The sequence below is a fragment of the Mesorhizobium sp. M0159 genome (assembly GCF_040322295.1).
Lineage (GTDB): Bacteria > Pseudomonadota > Alphaproteobacteria > Rhizobiales > Rhizobiaceae > Mesorhizobium.
Genome location: NZ_JAMYTF010000004.1, coordinates 33,030 through 51,726, shown reverse-complemented (window position 1 = coordinate 51,726; position 18,697 = coordinate 33,030). Strand labels below are relative to the sequence as shown.

Below are 18,697 nucleotides of genomic sequence, written 5' to 3'. Positions count from 1 at the left end.
CAGCCTGGCTGCCGTCACGCCCGCCCGATCGCAACCTTTCGGATGTTATCGAGGGGGCTTCCAATAAATGCCGAAAGCAGCAAGCTGCTCTTCCGACTGTTTTACCCGTTCTGCGGCGTTCGTTTCAGACTGCGCTGCCGCCAGCGCCGCCAGAATCTCGACGGCGGCGAACGCCGGCGCCATGCTTCGGAAGAACGACTGCGAATTTGACGTAACGATAATTGTTTCCCGCGCGATCTGTGTCAGCGGCGACACGCTGCTGTCAGTGATCGCCACCACGCCGATGCCCTGCCGAGCCGACTGGCGCGCAACGTCGATCGTCGTGCGCTCGTAGGGCGATATGCCCACCGCAAGAAGCACCGCGCCACGTCCCGCGTGCTGGAGGGCATCCAGGCCCGGTCCGGCCATCTCGCCGACAAGCGTCACCTTGCAGTCGGTACCAGCCAGCAACGACATGATGTGAACGAAGTGGCTCGCGACCGGATAGGCGGCGCGCGAGCCGACAGCGAACAGATCGCGTGACCGGGCGAGCAGACCGGCTGCCGCAATGAACTGCATGGCGTTGCGGTATTCGCCAAGGCTTGAGATCTGGGCGGCGAGCGTGTCGGCAACGACGCCGGCAGTCGAATATCCCGGATCGCCATGCTGTCCGATGCTCTGTCGCGCCGGCTCGCCCGCGCTGGTCTCGCGCAGCGCGCGCGCATAAAGGCTGCGCATATCTTCGTAGCCTTCAAGGCCAATCCATCGCGCCAGCCGCATCATCGTGCTGTGCGAAACGCCGGCCTGGTGCGCCTGCTCGCGCATCGACATCAGTGCGACATCCTTGGGATGATCCAGCACGAAACGTGCGGCGACCCGCAACTGCGGTGGCATGGTCTCGAACCGGTCGACCAAAAGCTCGGCCAAAGGACCTTTTTCCATTCTGAAATACCCCATTCACCCACCTGCCAAGGTACTCCTTGAACGCAGGCGACGCAACACTTGGAACCGAAGTGCCTCAAATATTCCAACTGGACTTTCATTTTCGGCCATGCTGCCTTAAGCTGCCTTCGCAACCCTCCGGACTGCAGCGATGTGAGTCCGGAGTTTCCAACTTGAATAGTCCCTCAAGGAGACAATGATGGCTGCTACCCCTCCCATTACCTCCGGCTCTGCAGGGTCGCCGGAACAGAACCTGGACAAGATGATCAAGCACCAGGAGCGCATGTTTGGCCTGGAGATCACGAAAGAGATCGCGAAATCCCAGCATGACATGCTGATGAGCACCGCCAGGACGCTCGGCCAGTCGGCTGAAAAGGCCTAAGGCGGCGGATTCCCGAACCATGCGCCGCCGCAACCACCCGGCGGCGTACCTTGCACGGCGCAATTTTTTGAGCGCCGTCATCAGGCTGCAATTTGAAATGGTCATCGGCGGGAGATGAAGTGGCATGACCGCTCGTCCTATCAGCAAACATCTGGAACCAGCAGCGCCGGCGCGCCGACTCCGATCGATCATCGCCCCCTCCCCGGACACCGGACATTCCATTGCGCTGAGCGTGACCCACGGATTTCACGCCGGCGCCGAAGTCAGTCTGGTCGAGCCACAATATACGATCGGCTCCAGCAATGAGTCGGACATTGTCCTGCGCGATGCCGGCATCGCACCGATTCACGCAAGGCTGCGGCGCAAGGGCAGCCAAGTTGAAATCGAAGCCGTCGGCGGCGATGTCACGTTGGCCACCGGCGAGACCATCCATGAGGGACATGGCAGCCGCTGCAGGCTGCCGCTCACCATAAGTGTTGGCGAGGCGCGCATCAAGCTGGTCAGCCTGCAACGCGTACCCAATCGATGGTCCTTTGCCAATCGCCCGCTGCTGGTCGCGAGCAGCGTTCTCTGTGCGGTTCTCGCAATTTCCGTCGCCGCGAACGGGTTTTCTTTCGCCAAGCAAGAGATTGGCGCAAAGGCGTCCTCTCAAGACGGGCAACCAGTCAGAGTGGCTTTCGCCGGCCAGGCAGGGGAAAAAATCCTGGACGATTCATCGCCAGCGCAAATCCACACTGCCGCCGAAGCGGAAAGCCAGCTCAAGCTGCGCCTCGAGCAATTCGGCATAAGCACATTAACGGTTCTGCAATCAGAGGGACGCCTCGTGGTCTCGGGTATGATCCCGAATGACAAGAGTGATGTCTGGGCACAAACGCAATCCTGGTTCGATCAGTCGTTCGGCGCTCACCTTCCCCTCATCTCAAACGTCATGGTTGGCAATGCGCAGCAGGCCCCGCGCCTGAGGCTGCAGGCGATCTGGTATGGCGAGCGGCCCTACGTCATCGCAGCCGATGGCACGCGCTATCACGAAGGTGCGTTCACCGACGACGGCTGGGCCGTCAAACACATCAGCGAAACCGAACTTCTCCTGACCAAGGGCGGCGCCACGGTCGCGCTGAAATATCCGTGAACCGGCCGCTTGAAGCGGCACGATTCGACACGGCACGGGTTGACACGTCGGGCCGCGAGGGGCGGCAGGCGGAAGGTGTGCGGGGCCAGGCCATCAGCCGGCGACGGATGAATGGAGTCGACAAAGCAGCAAACCGTGCTCAGGGGACGAAATCAGCCGCCGGCGCAGAAAGGCCGGAAACGGCGGAATTCCAGGCTTCTCAAGGTGCGGCCGGCGAGTCGCTCGACGAGATACTCGCCAATTTCGTCATGCCCAATATTCCCGAACCAGCCATCCTGCGTCGCTCCATGCCTATTCTCCAGCATCTTGTAACGCACCTGGTCCCAGGCCTGGAGGGCGGGGAGCAACTCAAGACGCTCGCCAGAACGCTGATGGAGGATGAAATCGAGCGTCATCGCGATCTGCTTGGTCGCATGCAGGAAGGATAGAACTCTGACCGACCCGCGTGACACCGTGCATCTTTTGCACGTCCTGGGCTATCTCTACGGGTGTCACGGGCAGGCAAAGCGGGGCGCGGCCTACCTGCTTATTGCTGCACAGCTCTCGCCGGCAAATGCCGGCGTCCTCAGAACGTTGGCGCACCTTCTCATACTCGATGGCGAGGCGGAAAAGGCGCTTGCCACGATTGCCAGGCTGGAGACCTTGGAAGGAATGGATCACCCGGTGCTTACATTGCTGAAGAGCCGCGCCTTGCTCGTGGCCGGGCGCAAGACGGAGGCGCGCAGTGCCTTGCTTAGCTTCCTGTCGCAACGAGGCATCCGATGACCGTCTCGGAACGGCTGATGCAATTCCTTGCCAGGCTGTCACGCCGCAGTGATCTGGTCATTGCCATTCTGATGCTCGTCGCGGTGGTAATGATGCTCATTCCATTGCCGACGTTTCTCGTCGACAGTCTCATCACTGCAAACATCGCCATCAGCGTGCTTATTCTGCTGGCCTCATTCTACGTCTCTCATCCACTGCAGTTTTCGTCACTGCCGTCGGTCATCCTCATCGCCACTTTGTTCCGGCTGGCGATCACGATCACGACCACGCGACTGATCCTGCTCCAGGCCGACGCAGGCGACATCATTACCGCCTTCGGCACCTTCGTCGTTGGCGGCAGCATTGCCGTGGGCCTCGTCATCTTCCTGATCATCACCGTTGCGCAGTTCATCGTTGTTGCGCGGGGTGCCGAACGCGTCGCCGAGGTGGCCGCGCGCTTCACGCTCGATGCGCTGCCGGGCAAGCAGATGAGCATCGATGCCGAGCTGCGCAACGGCGACATCGACCAGGCGGAGGCACGCCATCTGCGCCAGCAGCTGGAGCGCGAGAGCCAGCTGTTTGGCGCAATGGACGGCGCCATGAAATTCGTCAAGGGAGACGTGATTGCAGGCATTGTGATCATTTTGGTCAACTTGATAGGTGGTTTCGCAGTCGGCACGCTGCAGCACGACATGTCGCTCGGCGACGCGGCTGCGACCTACACGTTGCTCACCGTGGGTGATGGCCTGGTGGCGCAGATACCCGCATTGTTCGTCGCTGTGGCCGCCGGCACAATGGTGACGCGCGTCGGCAGCGCGGACGGAACGGGCGATCTTGGCCAGCAAATAACCAGCCAACTGCTCCGCGACTCCCGCGCGCTCGCACTCGCAGCCGTGATCATGGTCGGCCTTGCCATGGTGCCAGGCTTCCCCTCCATCATGTTCCTGGTCCTTGGTGGCTGCTGCGGCGCCGGCGCCTATGCAATCAATCGCCGCTCCGCCCAGGATTCCGAGCCTCAAGACATCGGCCATACCGCCTCGCCTGCACAGCGGGGGAATTCCGCGTCGCTTTCGGCAATCTCCACCGCAACACTATCTCCATCCTACCGCGTCGTCGTGCGCTTCGGAACCGAGCTCGCACACTTAGTCCCGGAGCCCGAATTTGCCGCGCTCGCCGACGGCGTGCGCCGTGAACTCTTCGGTGATCTCGGTGTCGACGTTCCGGCCATCGGCATGCAGGTCGACGAGATGCTCTCGCAACGAAGCGTCCGCGTCGATCTGGAAGGTGCGCCCATCCTGGATGCTGAAATTCCTGCCAACCGTGTTCTTGTCGAAGCGGACACGACGCATCTCGATCTGCTCCAAATACCTTACGAAAAAGGTTCTCCGATTGCCGGTCTGCGTAAATTCGTATGGGCCGATGACAGCTACCTGTCAGCACTGAAGGGAGCCGGGTTCGTCTTCTCAACGCCGGTGCAAATAGCGGCCAAATGGACCGGCCATGCACTTCGTCTTTATGCCGGCCATTTCGTCGGGATTCAGGAGACACGCAGGCTGCTCTCGGACATGGAACCGGATTATGCGGATCTGGTCAGGGAGGCGCAGGAGACCGTGCCGCTCCAGAAGATCGCGGAAGTGCTCCGCCGGCTCGTCGGGGAAAACGTCCCGATCCGCAATCTGCGCCTTATCCTCGAGGCACTCATCGAATGGGGCCAACGCGAACAGGACGTCCTCTTGCTGACGGAACATGTCCGCACATCCTTGAAGCGCCAGATCAGCTTCCGCTTCGCCGGCCGCAACAACATCATCGCGGCCTATGTGCTGCAGCGGTCGGCCGAAGACATCCTGCGAAACGCGGTGCAAAGCACATCGACCGGCACCTTCCTGAATCTGTCGGACGATGATGCGCAGGCTTTGGTCACCGAAATCGAGCGAGCCCGGTCGCAGAACGCCACCGATGTTTCACCGGTCGTCCTCGCCGCGATGGATGTGCGCCGTCACATGCGCAGCCTGCTGGCACACAATGCCATCGAGCTTCCGGTCCTGTCCTTCCAGGAACTCGCACACGAATTCAACGTCCAGCCGCTGGCCACGATCGCCGGCCGCTCCGGCAAAGCCGGCGCGCGCGTCGTCTCCCATTCGCTCCCGTCGGCTCAGGCGAATGCCGCGCAGGAGGCGCCCTCCTGACGCCAGCCGGACGGACGACATTGGGGATTCAGGAGAGAAATGGCATGACCATCCACAACACCGCGGCAGGCGCAGGATCAGCCGCTTTCGCCCGGCGGGCAGATTTAGGCCGGCTCGCTATCGCGACGATTGGCGCCCTGCTGGCGTTGTTGCTCACACTGGCCGATGCGACGGCACAGAACATATCAGCGTTGCCGAGCAAACCAACGGTCGGCTTGCCGGTCGGGCAAGGACGCTTATTGCGGTTCAATGAACCGGTCGAATCCGTGCTGATTGCCGATACCACGATCGCGGACCTTCAGGTCGTGTCGCCGAGCATGGTCTATGTGTTCGGCCTCAAACCCGGCCTGACCAACCTCATTGCGATCACGGCCGATGAACGGATCGAGGCAACGGCCCAGTTCCGCGTCACCCCCGATGTCACGCCTGCTACCGAGGCCAAGCAAGCAATGCAGCCGAGCTCGGCGACAAATCTCCACATTTTCGGGACCCGTATCGTTGCAACAGGCGAGGCGCGAGGCGTCGATGAGGCAACGGATCTGGACAATGTCGCCCGGACCTTCTCGCCACCGGAACAGCCGCCGCTGAACAACATGACCGTGCAGGGCTCACAGCAAGTCAACATTCGGGTTCGCTTCGCCGAGGTCTCGCGCACGGAACTGCAGTCCTACGGCGTCGACTGGTCCGTCGGCTACAGGAGCGGCGGCTTCGAATTCAACATGTTCCAGGACAACGGTGTGCCCTCGGGCAACGGGAATTTCGGTTTGAACATGGACCAGGCGCATGGCCTGAACTTCGACATTCTGATCGAAGCCCTGCAACGCAACGGCATCGTCAAGATACTGGCCGAACCGAACCTGACGGCCATGACCGGTCAGACGGCAAGCTTTCTCGCCGGTGGCGAAATTCCGGTTCCGATCCCGCAAGGAACCGACGTCGTCACCGTCCAATACAAGCCCTTCGGCGTGTCCCTCGGCTTCACCCCGACGCTGATCGGCCGCAACCGCATCGCGCTCCATGTCCAGCCGGAAGTCAGTTCTCTATCTGAGACCGGATCCGTAAGCGCCAACGGTTTCGCCATGCCGAGTTTCGTCGTGCGCAAGGCCGACACCACGGTCGAAGTGGCGAGCGGTCAGACATTTGCGATCGCCGGCCTTTTCCAGCAGCGGACTTCGCGCAATCTGGAAAAGTTTCCGGTGCTGGGCGATGTACCGGTGCTTGGCCCGCTTTTTCAATCACAGCGTTTCCAGCACGAAGAGACCGAACTGGTCATTTTGATTACGCCCTATCTGGTGGAACCGGTGCGCGACAGCCTCGCCACGCCGCTTGATCGTCCGGCAGCCAAGCACCGCAGCCGCAAGCACGCCAATGACGCATCGGCGACGGGTCTGATCATCAAGTAACGAGGACCGGATATGACATCCCCCATCGCATTTTTCTGCGTTGTTCCAGCGCTGGTTCTGGCCGGCTGCGCGAGCAGCCCGCAACAGCGGCAGGATTATTCGCCTAGCTACAACTATGTTTCGACGGATGCAGGCGGCTCCGAGAAAGGTGTCGGCGGCTCAGTTCTTGCTCCCGATGCCTGTCTGGCCGAGCCAGCCGACGACGACAACTCTGCTGCCAAGACGAATCTGACGATCGTCTCCGGCGTCGGCTCCCATCTGCCGCCCGGTTGCGCCAATGCCTTCAATCTTCAGCGGATGTCCGAAAGCCAGCGTGACCTCGTAGAAGGCCGCCGCATGGGCCCGGCGGCGGCGGCACCGACCGCGCGCGCGGCCCGTCGCTACCTCGATGGCGAGGAGGCTCCGATAGGCGGCGCCAACAGCGCGCCGTCGGTGCCGCAAACAACGCTCCCAGTCGAGTGAGCCGGCGCGGTATTCGCCCGCGTAGTGTCACCCTACGCGTCGCGCTTGGCGGAAGATCGCTTCAGGCCCTCCGGCCCGATTCGCTAGCCGAGGATGGAGCCGAGCGCCTTCGCTTTGGCCTGAGTGCTGCCCTTCAGCCGAATGGTTCTTGCGCGGGCAAGCAGGGTGGCCACCTCCTTGGTCGTCAGCCCGATTGGCGGCGAGGCCTTGACCTGGTCGGCCTGGCCAAGAAGCCCGTACACCACCACAATGTTGCGCTTGTGGTGCAATTGCGCATTGGGAGCGGCGGCAATTTTCTGCACCAGCGGCAGCGCCGCAGCGGAATTGTCTTCGAGGGCTGCCGCCAATGCCATGTTGGTCTCGACGTCAAGATCGCCCGGCGCAAGTCTCAACGCCTGGGCGAAAGTCTCCTGCGCCTGCCCTGTCTGCCCGGCGAAAGTCTGCGCAACGCCCAATCGGTTGTAGGCGCCGCTGGTGTTGACCAGCGGCGCTGCCTGCGCAAGCGCGCGCATGCCTGCATCGATATCGCCTACCTCCATCATCGCCGAGCCAAGCCCAAGCATTGCTCCCCCGTCATTGGGAGCTTTGGCGAGCGCGGCCCGATAAGCTTTGGCGGCATCGGCAGGATAGCCTGCCCGCATGTAAGCGTCGCCTGTCTTGACGAACGCGCTCGCCTTGGCGCCTGGCATTGCTGCGGCGCGCTGGTAGAGCGCGATGGCGGTATCAATTTCTCCGCGCGCATCAATATCGTCGGCAAGCTTGATCAGGCGCTCGGATTGAGACGATGGGCCCTGCGCCTTGGCCTGCACGGAGCCGGTTTGGGTCGTCTGGCAACCGCTCAGCGCCAGCGCGACGACGACTGGCATGAATACGACACGCAACCGCAAATCCACCTCTCCGTATTCAAGCCTGTCCCACCTTACACAGGGCATCGGCCGACTGGAACCACGATAGTGCGGTAAGATTGCAACATGGCCGAAGAAGCTGAGGAAAAGAAATTACCGGCGTCCGACAAGAAGCTTCGTGACGCCCGCCGCAAGGGCCAGGTTTCGCAAAGCCGCGACCTGGTATCCGGCTTCACTCTTTTCGCAGCGCTTGGCTATCTCTATTTTTGCTGGCCGCTGCTCTTCAAATATCTTTCGGAACTCGTGCAGACTGTGACGGTGCCCGGCGGCTCTTTCGAGGAGGTCAGCCTACGTGCCATCCACCACTCGTTCTCATTGCTGATGCTTGCCACATTGCCGCTAGTCGGCATCGTTGTGGTTCTCACCGTAGCCTTCGGCATGCTGGCCACGTTCGGGCCGGTCTTCTCGTTCGAGCCGCTCAAGCCGCAGTTCGATCGCATAAACCCGGCGAAGGGCCTTCAGAAGATCCTGTCGCTCCGCAATGTCATCGAGTTCGCCAAGGGCCTCGTCAAGGTGGTGTTCCTGGCAAGCCTTTTCGTATTCATCCTGATCGCCTGGCTACAGCCTCTCTTCGATGCGCCAGGCTGTGGTCAGACATGCCTGGAGCCGATCATCAAGGCGGTGATGACACCTCTCGGGACTGCCGCCGCCCTGGCCTTTATCGTCATCGGCTTGATCGATGTTCCTATTCAGCGCTGGCTGTTCCTACGGGACATGCGCATGACAACAACCGAATACAAGCGCGAACACAAGGATCTCGAAGGCGATCCATTGATCCGCCGTGAACAGCAGCGACAGCGGCGCGAAGCAGTGATGCAGCCTGCGAAGCTAGGTGTGGAAAACGCGGTCATCGTCTTGGTGTCAGGCGACCGCGCCGTGGCGTTGCGCTACGTCAAGGGCGAAACGCCTGTGCCGACAATTGTCGGCAAGGGTCAGGGCCGTGCGGCCGAAGATATGATGGCTCAGGCGCGCGAGGCAGGTATCCCCATAGTCGAGGATGCCGTTACCGCCCAAGCGATCTTCGAAAATGCGAACATCGGGTCTTATATCGGCCAGCAGATGTTTTCCCCGGTCGTTCGCCACCTCGTCCGGCACGGGCTCACTTGAGCCAAAATCCTGCGATTGTCGTTCTATGCCAGTCTAGCCCTGTCGGCTGGTGGAAGCGAAGCGGAAGTCCGCTGGTCGCGCATCCGTCAGTGTCAAGGCGGCACGGCGGAAGACCGAGCAGGCCGATTCAATGAGGGCGTTTCGGAGACCTGTCATGCCGCCCGATCCGCAGCTTGCGTTCATTCGCGTTGAATAACAATGCGTCCTCAGCCCCGGCTGGCCAGCAGCCTTGTCAGCCAATCCGGATCCATTTCCGGCACGGAGGATAAAAGCCGTTCGGTATAGGGGGCATGCGGCGGCGTGAGAATTTCGCTCTTCAATCCCTGCTCAACGACTTTCCCCTGGTGCATGACCACAATTTCGTCGGCGATCGCTCGCACGGTGGCAATGTCATGGGTGATGAAAATGTAGCTCATGGCGAGCTCGCGCTGAAGCCGCATCAAGAGCTTCAGGATTTCCTCCTGCACAATCTGGTCGAGGGCGGATGTGATTTCGTCGCAGATGATGAGTTCCGGATCGGCGGCCAACGCCCGGGCGATGCAAACGCGCTGCTTCTGGCCCCCCGACAGTTCGGCCGGCAGACGATCCAAGTAAGTTTCGCTCATCTCGACCATGTGCATGAGTTCGCCGATCCGCCGATCCCGCTGCGCTCCCTTGAGGCCAAGATAGAATTCAAGTGGCCGAGCTATGACTTCTTCGACTGTCTGGCGCGGATTTAGCGCGTTGTCGGGCATTTGATAAATCATCTGTATGCGACGCAGAATCTCTTTTGGGCGGGTCTCCAGGGTCTTGGAAAGGGCCTGGCCGGCAAAGGAAATCGACCCCGAAAGCGGCGGCAACAGGCCGGTAACGACGCGAGCGAGCGTCGATTTCCCGGAACCGGATTCGCCGACCACAGCCACTGTTCGTCCACGTGGAACTTTGATGGAGACATCCTGGAGCACCTTGACCCTCCGCGCGTAAGCCGCGGTGACGTTGTCTATCGTAAGCAGATATTCATCGGCCGGAACTTCGGGCTTGGCGAGCTTGCGCACGGCCCAGAGCGTTTTGGTATATTCCTGGCTGGGCGAGGCGAGCATCTGGCGTGTTTCAGCCTCCTCCACGGTAAGTCCATCGCGCAAAACCATGATGCGGTCCGCCATTTGCGCCACCACCGCCAGATCATGCGTCACATAGATTGCAGCCGTGTTGAATTCCTCCACGACATTGCGAATGGAGGCGAGAACTTCGACCTGCGTCGTCACATCGAGCGCCGTCGTTGGCTCGTCGAAGACGATGAGGTCCGGACGACAGGCCATCGCCATCGCGGTCATTGCCCGTTGCAACTGTCCGCCGGAAACCTGATGAGGATAGCGAAAGCCGATGGTCTCCGGGTCTGGAAGCTGAAGACGCCGATAAAGATCGACGGCACTCCGGTTCGCTTTCTCTCGGCTGGCAATCCCATGCGCCACCACAGTTTCGACAGTCTGGTCGAGGAGCCGGTGGGCCGGATTGAAAGAGGCCGCGGCGCTTTGCGCGACATAGGCGAGACGGGAGCCTCTGAGGCGACGCCGCCCTGTTTCGCTGAGTGCCAGAAGATCGATCCCGTCGAACAGGATCGAGCCCTGTGTAATACGGCAGCCCGGCTTGGCGTAACCCATCGCGGCGAGGCCAATGGTGGATTTGCCGGCGCCTGACTCGCCGATCAGGCCAAGAACCTCCCCCCGCTTCAGCGCCAGATCGACCCCGCGGACAATGGGATGCCATCGCTCGTCCGAGAAGCCCTCCACATGGAGATTGCGGATCTGCAGTAGATCCTTGCCTTTTTCGCGCGAGGCCGGACCGCTACCTTTCATCCCGCAACCCGCTTGTTGCGTGCAGGAACCAGTCCACGACGAAATTCACGGATACCGTGAGGAGGGCAATCGCGCCGGCCGGCAGCAGCGGCGTGACATCGCCGTAGGTGATCAGGGTTGCATTCTCGCGCACCATCGATCCCCAATCGGCGGTCGGCGGCTGAATGCCGACGCCCAAGAAGGACAGTGCCGCGATCGTGAGGAATACGAAGCAAAATCGCAAGCCGAACTCCGCGACCAGCGGCGGCATCACGTTGGGAAGGATTTCCTTGGCGATGATCCATTTCGGGCCTTCCCCGCGCAATCGCGCCACTTCGACATATTCCATCACTGCCACGTTAAGCCCGACGGCGCGTGCGAGCCGAAAGACACGGGTAGAATCGAGCAGCGCAATTATGATTATCAGGCTGGTGATCGACGACCCGAAGATCGAAAGCAGCACCAGGGCGAAGATCAGGCTTGGGATCGACATCAACACGTCAACCGCACGCGACAGTATCTGGTCGAGCCATCCTCTGTACAATGCGGCTAGAAGACCTAGCGAGACGCCGACTGCGAAGGACAGCAGTGTGGTCGCGACGGCGATACCGATGGTGTTGCGCGCACCGTAAATCAAGCGTGTGAGCATATCGCGGCCGAGCTGGTCGGTTCCCAGTTTGAACTGCTCGCTCCACGGTGCGAAGGCTTCGCTGAAGACCTGCGTTTCGCCGTATGGGGCGATCCAGTGCGCGAACACCGCAACAATGACATAGCCGATGATGACGAGGATGCCGAACCAGGCACTGAAGGGTGCCTTCTTCAGCGCCGTTTTGGCCCGGGTGGCGCGCGAGCGCCTCAGCCTGTGAACCTGAGCGATGGGTTCGTAGCTGGTCATCGTGGATGCAAGAGCCTTGGATTGGTGGCGATCGAAATGATGTCGGCGGTCAGATTGAGCAGGATGTAGGTCGCCGCGAAAATCAGGGCGCAGGCCTGGACAACCGGAACATCCCTGGATTTGACCGCATCAACCATCAGCTGACCAATGCCGGGATAGACGAACACCACTTCGACCACGACCACTCCGACGACCAGATAAGCGAGATTAAACGCTACCACCGTGACGATCGGAGCCCAGGCGTTGGGCAACGCATGCCTGAGTACGATGGCCATGGGCGACATTCCCTTCAGACGCGCCATGTCGATATAGGGCCTTGCCAGCATGTTGATGATCGCCGCTCGTGTCATGCGCATCATGTGGGCGACGATGACGAGCGTAAGTGTGATTGCCGGCAAGGCTACTCTCCAGACATGCTCCCAGAATGGCGTCTGGTCGTTCACATTCGACAAAGTCGGGAACTTGGGAACTGCGTTGAGCATCCAGTTCAGTGACACTGCGAGCCAGTGCGGCAGGGATTGTGCAAACTCGGATCCGATGAACGTGTCGCGCGAGATGACCAGGTAGGCGAGCATATAGGCGACGAAAAACTCCGGGAACGAAATGGCTGTCAGCGTCATTGCGTTCACCAGCCGGTCGAACCAGCCATTGCGGTAGAGCGCAGCGAGGATGCCAAGTCCCAGGGCCAGCGGAACTGCTATCAGCGCTGTCATCGATGCAAGGAACATCGTATTGTAGAGGCGCGGCGCGATGATCTCGGCGACAGTGCGCCGATACCCGGTGCGGCTCGCGAACGAAGAGCCGAAATCCCCGTGGAGCATCTGCCCGACCCAGACGAAGTAGCGCTCGACAGGCGGACGGTCGATGCCAATTTCTCGCTGGAAGGCGGCGACCGTTTCGGGTGTGGCGGATTGCCCGAGCATCGCCTTGGCGAAGTCGCCCGGAAGCATTGCAATCGCAGAAAAGATGATGATGGACACGATGAACAGCGTGACGAGGCCGAGGCCAAGGCGCTGCAGAACCGTTCTTGCGACGGGGTTCATTTGCACGCGTTTCCCGTTGCGGCCGCTGCCCTGCCACATCCGGCAGGGCACGCGGCTGCAAGCCGGAGCCCAGTAGCCATCGCGGGTCCGGCCCGCACTCTCACGCAGTGGCGATCCACCAGCGTTCGGCCATCTTCAATCCATCATTCTCCCAATTCGGCGCCACCTCGCCATGTGCGAGCTTATTGGATTTGGCGCTGACGAAATTATTGAAGACCAGTACGATGCTGCCGCCATCATCATGGGTCAGTTGCTGCATCTCGGCATACATTGCCGCCCGCTTGGCCTCGTCCGTCTCGGCGCGCGCTTGGACAAGCAACTCGTTGAAGCGGGGATTTTTCCAGAACGACTCGTTCCAGCTGGAGTCTGCGGCGAAGGCTTGTGTGAACATCCAGTCGGCCGTCGCGCGACCGCTCCAATAGGAAGCGCACCAAGGTTTCTTGAGCCAGACATTGTCCCAATAGGCGTCCTCGGCCTCACGCACGACGTTTACGTCGATTCCGCACTGGGCTGCCGTCTCGCGGATGAGCGCAGCCGCGTCCACCGCGCCTGCAAAGGCGGCATCGGCGACCGACAGGTCAACCTTCAGCTTTTCCATTCCGGCCTTTTTCAGATAATGCTTGGCTTTCTCCGGATCGAAACTGTGTTGCGGCTGCGGATTCGTGGCGAATTTGATTGCCGGCGCGATCGGGTTGTCGTTGGCCACGGTGGCGTGGCCGAGAAAGATCTTGTCGACGATCTCCTGACGGTTGATCGCCCATTTCAAAGCCATTCGGACGTCCGGATTGTCGAACGGCGCCATCGTGACATTCATCGGCAAGGTATAGTGGCCATAGCCGGTGACCTCGACGATCTCCACCTTGGGATTGCGTTTCAACATGCCGAGGGTCTTGAGGTCGGCGCGGCCAATATAGTCCACCTCCCCTGTCGATAACGCGGCCATGCGAGCGGCGAGATCGGTGATGGCGATGAACTCCACCTCGTCGAGATAGGGTTTGCCATTTTTGAAGTAGTTCGGATTGCGCTTGAGCTTGGCCGAAACTCCGGGCTGGAAGTTCTCAAGCACGAAAGCACCGGTGCGAACGCCCGATCCCCAATCCGCCTTGCCGTCCTTGGCCGGCATGATGACCAGATGGTAGTCACTCATGATGTAGGGGAAGTCGGCATTGCCGCTCTTCAACGTGAAGACAACCGTCTCCGGGCCGTCCGCCTTGATGCTGGCGACCGGTTCAAGCAGCGGCTTCGCCGCCGATTTGGTTTCGTCGCCCATATGGTAGCGCAGCGAAGTCACGACGTCGTCCGCCGTCACATTCTTGCCGTTGTGGAAGGTTGCGCCCTTGCGCAGCTTGAAGACCCAGGTTTTGGCGCCATCCGACGATTCAAAGCTCTCGGCAAGGTCCGGCTGGACGTTGCCTTTGGCGTCGACCTCGGTGAGGCTGTTGGACATCGAGCCCGAGAACACGGTTTGTGTGAATGTGTCCGGGTAGCCGGCCGGATCGATCGAATCCGTTGTTGCCCCATGTGCCATGCCGAGCTTGGCGAAGCCGCCCTGCAGCGGTTCGGCCCGGGCCGTGCTGACGAAGAGCTTGTCCGCAGCGGTAAGCGTCAGCCCAGCGGCCAGCCCAAGATGAATGAAGTCGCGACGGGAAATCTTGCCGCGGCCAGTCTGGCTTTGAGCGATACCAAGCTTGTATTCAGATTCTGACATTTGACTCTCCCATTGCGGATTTTCCGCGTTATTGTTCGTCAAGCACCTGTGAAGAAATCTGCTCGTCAGCCGCGATCCCTTTCTTCTGACCGCTCAAATCCGCACCTCGATCAGGCTGTCACATAGATGCTGCCCGCCTCGACGGTGACTGGAAATGTGCGCGCGCGAACGGACGGATCGACCAGGGCCGCGCCTGATTTGATGTCGAATTCCCAGCCATGCCAGGCGCAGCGCACGATCTCGTTTTCGCGGTGATAGATGAATTGCGCCCCTTCGACCGGTGCAGTTGTTCCGCATTGCGGCCCCTCGCAAAGCGGAGCGCCGCGGTGCGGACAAACATTCAGCAGCGCGTGGAATGAATCTCCGATGCGGAAAACCCCGACCGAAAGGCTGCGGATCTTGGTGATGAAGGGAGATCCGGTTTCGATCTCGTCGACACGGCAAATATATGTCTTCTCAGGCATCGTCTGCTTCCTCAGGCGGCATTCGCCGCTTGCGCGCGGGGGATGCGTTTGTAGACCTCCAACGCATTCAGCCCCATGATCTTGCTCTTCCAGGCGGGAGGGATTTGCAGCGTGTTGGCGTCGTCGTAATCCCAATGCGGATAATCGGAGGCAAACATCAGCGTATTTTCGCCGTCCATCGCCTCGAGAGTGGACCAGAGATGCTGAATATTTGCGGGCTGCTCCAGCGGCTGCGTGGAAAAGCGGATGTTGCGCCGGCAGTATTCGGACGGCAGCATCTTCAGCCATGGCGTCTCTTTGCGTAGAGCTTTGTAATCGGCGTCCAGGCGCCATAATACCGACGGCACCCAGGCGACGCCGCACTCGATGACTACGAAGTAGAGATCCGGCCATTTCTCGAAGACGCCATGCGCAATCATGCTTGCGACATGTGAAATCGCCGACATGTGCAGGATGGCATGGGTCTCCCAGAAGAATGTCGTCGGGGCCGGAGCAATCGCGGTCGAATTCACGCCGCCATGGCCGCCCAGATGAATGGCAAAGGGCAGCCCCACCTCGGCGCAAGCCTCATAAATTGGATGGTAAAACGGATCGCCATAGGGCTTGACGGAGCCTTGCGAAGCGAGAACCTGAACCATGCGCGGGTGATTGCCCAGACGGCGTATCTCGGCGGCCGCGAGCTTCGGATCCTGTGGCGCGACGATGATCGAGCCCATGAAGCGATCGTCCTTCGGCAGCCAGTGGTCGATCTGATAGTCATTGTAGGCGCTGACGAGGGCGCTGGCATAATAGGGATTGGCGAGGGTGGAAGCCTCGATCGGCTCGTCGCCGGTCAGGATCGCCACATCGACCTTGTACTTGTCGAGGTGTTTTTCCTTCATGATGAGATAGTTGTCGGCTTCTGTTTTCGGACGGACGTCCTTGCGGGAGAAGTCCTGCGGATGAAACCAGGGACGATGGCCATGCGGGAAGGCGCCAACGGGACCTGTCTTCTCGCCTTCGACGAACATGTCCTTCCATAGGCCGGAAAGATAAGGCTCCAATACGGTCGCGCTTGACCAGTAATTGTGACAATCGCAGTCGACTATGAACACGTTGCTCAGCTCCGTAGCTTCAGCCTGGTCGATCTGCCGGCCGATTTCACCGTGTGCAGCTTCCGCCTTGAGTATTGTTTGATCAAGCTTATGATCCGGCCCAATATGATCGACTTTTTCGATCGGAGGTCATGTGCAGCTAGATCACATCGAAACCTTTCTCGACATTATCGAGTCGCGAAACTTCAATCGCACCGCCGATCGGTTGGGATTGACCCAGTCGACGATCAGCACCCGCATCAAGAATCTGGAGAGTGCGATCGGGTCGGAGCTCTTTCAGCGCGGGCGTGCCGGTGCTGAGCCGACAGCCGCAGGGCGGCGGTTCGAAGCGTACGCCAGATCCCTGCTGTCGACGTGGTCGCAAGCTCGCCACGACGTGCGAGCGTTCAACCGTTTCGAGGGCACCTTGCGCATCGCCGCTCAAGTAGGCATGACCCGTTCGGTCCTGCCGGGATGGGTCGAGACACTGTGCCAGGCGCTTCCCACATCCTCGATCCATGTCGAGTCGGATTATTCGAACCAGATGGTCAGCGACCTAAGCATGGGAAATCTTGATATCGCCGTGCTTTATGCGCCTCGTTACCTGCCTGAGATCGCCTACGAGCATCTGATGGTCGAGGAATATGTGATGGTTTCGACGGCTGCCAGAACGCTGTCCGACGTCGACCCTGAAACCTACATTCGCCCGGGCTACACCGCCGTGCTGGAAAAGACGCACGCAGAGCTGCTGGCCGAGTTGGCGATCTGTCGGCTTTCGACGGGATCGGAAACTCTGGCGGAGATCATGCTCCGACGAACGGGCGGCACCTGCTATATGCGTAGCGACGATGCGCGCCGGTTCACGGCCGAGCTCCCATCGTTTCTCGTCGAGGGAGCGCCGACGCTGCACCAGCCAGTCCACACCGCGATACTCGCGCGCCGCAAACATGAACCAATTATTCGCAAAGGCATCCGAGCTCTCCAGGTTGCTGTAATGTCACTGGAAGTCTAATCGAAATTACCGATCATAAAGGCAGGATTGCGCGGCTGTTCAGCGGGGTTTGACGTGGCATCTTGGCTCGACTTCAAACCCGAGTTGACTGATGAATGCATACGCGGCCTTTGCAGCCTCCGGCTTCGCCCCAACAAAGCGTCACCGGCATTGGGCACAGACAACACCGCAGCCTGTGCTCTGCCGGCGCGTGATCGACGAAACGCACGATGTGAAAACATTCGTTCTCACACCCACTTCAGATCGGATGTTCTGCTTCAGCGCTGGCCAGTATGTTCTGGTGCACCTTAGGATCAACGGTGCCGCGGTGACGCGCTCCTACTCCGTTTCGTCACCGCCGACGCGACCGCTCGACCTACAGATCACCGTCAAACGGACGCCGGCCGGGCTCGTTTCGAATTGGCTGCATGACAATTTGATGCCGGGCGACGGGATCGAGATCGAAGGGCCGCTCGGCTCGTTCAATCTCGACGATCTGCCGCATGCAAAGTCCCTCTTCCTTTCAGGTGGCAGCGGGATAACTCCCGTCATGTCGATGCTGCGCGCATTTACCGACCGCGCAGCCGACCAGGATATCCGCTTCATTCACAGTGCGAGAACGCCGGAAGACATCATCTTTCGGCTTGAACTGGACGCACTTGCCGCTCGCTTTCCCAATGTTAAAGTGACTTGCATTTGCAGTCAGGAAGACGCGGCATGGAGGGGTCCAACTGGACGCATTGGCAGTCAAATGCTCCTGAACCTGGTTCCCGATCTCCATAGCCGCACCATTTTCGCCTGTGGGCCGGAATCCTACATGAAGACGGCACGCGGCTGCCTGGAGGCAATCGGCCTCGCCCGTTCACAGTATCATGAGGAGAGCTTCGGAGGCGGCAACAGTTCGCGTTCGGTACCGGCTTCAAAGGTTTCGTCTTCGGTCCACTTCGTCAGGTCTGGCATTGCGCATGACTGCGCGCCCGGAGAGACCTTGCTCGAAGCGGCGCGCCAATGTGGCGTCTACGTCCCGACCGCTTGCCAGCAGGGAGTTTGCGGGACCTGTCGGATCGCCAAGCTGTCCGGCGAAGTCGTCATGGATGACGTAGGCGGGCTGACCTTGGAGGACAAATCGGCAGGCTACGTCCTGGCGTGCTGCAGCCGGCCGCAAGGCGACGTTTTGCTTGATCTCTAATTGTCACATACCGCATCGCGGGACAAATCGGATCAGCCTTTGCGTTGCACAATCAAGCCGCACTGCTGCGCCGCAAGTGATTGGCATTTCGGAGCATGTTGTCCGGCCTTACCCGGAGACTTGACCGCCCCCGAACACTCTAAGTTAGAGGCAGTTACCTCATTCAAACAGACGAGGACAGTAGGCCAACCCGCCGTTAGGGTAAGAGGTCGTTCTGTCGATTCTATACGGGGGATACTATTGTCAGTCTTGCGGAAACGGAAGCAAACTTGCGATCCTCC

General features: G+C 60.2%; 18 protein-coding genes. 10 read left to right on the top strand and 8 right to left on the bottom strand.

The window, feature by feature from the left end; genetic code table 11:
• Window positions 1–45: 45 nt before the first annotated feature.
• A complete protein-coding gene (locus NKJ32_RS05435; protein ID WP_352826983.1) occupies window positions 46–936 on the bottom strand; it encodes a MurR/RpiR family transcriptional regulator in 891 nt (296 codons plus the stop codon).
• A 184-nt stretch (window positions 937–1,120) separates the two neighbouring features.
• On the opposite strand from NKJ32_RS05435, the gene NKJ32_RS05430 reads away from it, so the two are divergent.
• The 7 genes from NKJ32_RS05430 to NKJ32_RS05400 all read left to right on the top strand — a co-directional run bounded on the left by NKJ32_RS05430 (window position 1,121) and on the right by NKJ32_RS05400 (window position 7,227).
• Window positions 1,121–1,303 carry a hypothetical protein gene (locus tag NKJ32_RS05430; protein ID WP_126092905.1) on the top strand — a complete coding sequence of 61 codons (183 nt, stop codon included), beginning with the start codon at window positions 1,121–1,123 and terminating at the stop codon, window positions 1,301–1,303.
• 124 nt (window positions 1,304–1,427) lie between these two features.
• On the top strand, window positions 1,428–2,432 hold the full coding sequence (locus tag NKJ32_RS05425; protein ID WP_352826981.1) for a SctD/MshK family protein: 1,005 nt from the start codon (window positions 1,428–1,430) through the stop codon (window positions 2,430–2,432).
• Entirely contained in the window at window positions 2,429–2,860 is a 432-nt protein-coding gene (locus NKJ32_RS05420; protein ID WP_352826980.1) for a hypothetical protein, read from the top strand. Before NKJ32_RS05425 ends, NKJ32_RS05420 begins: the two co-directional genes overlap by 4 nt.
• Before the next feature lie 25 nt (window positions 2,861–2,885).
• Window positions 2,886–3,197, top strand: coding sequence for a tetratricopeptide repeat protein (locus NKJ32_RS05415; protein ID WP_352826979.1), 312 nt, complete (start codon window positions 2,886–2,888; stop codon window positions 3,195–3,197).
• Window positions 3,194–5,362 carry a type III secretion system export apparatus subunit SctV gene (gene sctV / locus NKJ32_RS05410; RefSeq protein WP_352826978.1) on the top strand — a complete coding sequence of 723 codons (2,169 nt, stop codon included), beginning with the start codon at window positions 3,194–3,196 and terminating at the stop codon, window positions 5,360–5,362. Before NKJ32_RS05415 ends, sctV begins: the two co-directional genes overlap by 4 nt.
• Before the next feature lie 44 nt (window positions 5,363–5,406).
• Complete coding sequence (locus NKJ32_RS05405; RefSeq protein WP_352591420.1) at window positions 5,407–6,765, top strand: type II and III secretion system protein family protein; 1,359 nt, start codon at window positions 5,407–5,409, stop codon at window positions 6,763–6,765.
• 12 nt (window positions 6,766–6,777) lie between these two features.
• On the top strand, window positions 6,778–7,227 hold the full coding sequence (locus NKJ32_RS05400; RefSeq protein ID WP_352826976.1) for a hypothetical protein: 450 nt from the start codon (window positions 6,778–6,780) through the stop codon (window positions 7,225–7,227).
• A gap of 83 nt (window positions 7,228–7,310) precedes the next feature.
• On the opposite strand, the gene NKJ32_RS05395 is transcribed toward NKJ32_RS05400, so the two are convergent.
• Window positions 7,311–8,108: a tetratricopeptide repeat protein gene (locus tag NKJ32_RS05395; RefSeq protein WP_352826974.1), complete on the bottom strand. Its 798-nt coding sequence runs from the start codon at window positions 8,106–8,108 to the stop codon at window positions 7,311–7,313.
• 90 nt (window positions 8,109–8,198) lie between these two features.
• Between NKJ32_RS05395 and NKJ32_RS05390 the strand changes: the two genes are divergently transcribed.
• Complete coding sequence (locus tag NKJ32_RS05390) at window positions 8,199–9,239, top strand: EscU/YscU/HrcU family type III secretion system export apparatus switch protein (protein WP_352623064.1); 1,041 nt, start codon at window positions 8,199–8,201, stop codon at window positions 9,237–9,239.
• Window positions 9,240–9,445: 206 nt separating this feature from the next.
• Here NKJ32_RS05390 and NKJ32_RS05385 read toward each other — a convergent pair whose 3' ends face one another.
• The 6 genes from NKJ32_RS05385 to NKJ32_RS05360 form a co-directional block, all read right to left on the bottom strand.
• On the bottom strand, window positions 9,446–11,074 hold the full coding sequence (locus tag NKJ32_RS05385; protein ID WP_352826972.1) for an ABC transporter ATP-binding protein: 1,629 nt from the start codon (window positions 11,072–11,074) through the stop codon (window positions 9,446–9,448).
• The gene (locus NKJ32_RS05380) at window positions 11,064–11,948 is read right to left on the bottom strand and encodes an ABC transporter permease (protein ID WP_352591408.1); all 885 of its coding nucleotides are present in this window, start codon (window positions 11,946–11,948) and stop codon (window positions 11,064–11,066) included. The genes NKJ32_RS05385 and NKJ32_RS05380 overlap by 11 nt, the downstream gene beginning before the upstream one ends.
• On the bottom strand, window positions 11,945–12,991 hold the full coding sequence (locus tag NKJ32_RS05375) for an ABC transporter permease (RefSeq protein ID WP_352826970.1): 1,047 nt from the start codon (window positions 12,989–12,991) through the stop codon (window positions 11,945–11,947). Before NKJ32_RS05375 ends, NKJ32_RS05380 begins: the two co-directional genes overlap by 4 nt.
• Window positions 12,992–13,091: 100 nt before the next feature.
• Entirely contained in the window at window positions 13,092–14,699 is a 1,608-nt protein-coding gene (locus NKJ32_RS05370; protein WP_352623061.1) for an ABC transporter substrate-binding protein, read from the bottom strand.
• A 110-nt stretch (window positions 14,700–14,809) separates the two neighbouring features.
• Complete coding sequence (locus NKJ32_RS05365; RefSeq protein ID WP_352591398.1) at window positions 14,810–15,163, bottom strand: Rieske (2Fe-2S) protein; 354 nt, start codon at window positions 15,161–15,163, stop codon at window positions 14,810–14,812.
• Window positions 15,164–15,174: 11 nt separating this feature from the next.
• Window positions 15,175–16,257, bottom strand: a complete 1,083-nt coding sequence (locus NKJ32_RS05360) for an amidohydrolase family protein (protein ID WP_352591395.1) — start codon at window positions 16,255–16,257, stop codon at window positions 15,175–15,177.
• Between the two features lie 133 nt (window positions 16,258–16,390).
• Between NKJ32_RS05360 and NKJ32_RS05355 the strand changes: the two genes are divergently transcribed.
• Window positions 16,391–17,248 carry a LysR family transcriptional regulator gene (locus tag NKJ32_RS05355; protein WP_352826968.1) on the top strand — a complete coding sequence of 286 codons (858 nt, stop codon included), beginning with the start codon at window positions 16,391–16,393 and terminating at the stop codon, window positions 17,246–17,248.
• 211 nt (window positions 17,249–17,459) lie between these two features.
• Window positions 17,460–18,416 (top strand): FAD-binding oxidoreductase, encoded by a 957-nt coding sequence (locus NKJ32_RS05350; RefSeq protein WP_352826967.1) that lies wholly within the window; start codon window positions 17,460–17,462, stop codon window positions 18,414–18,416.
• Window positions 18,417–18,697 lie beyond the last annotated feature (281 nt).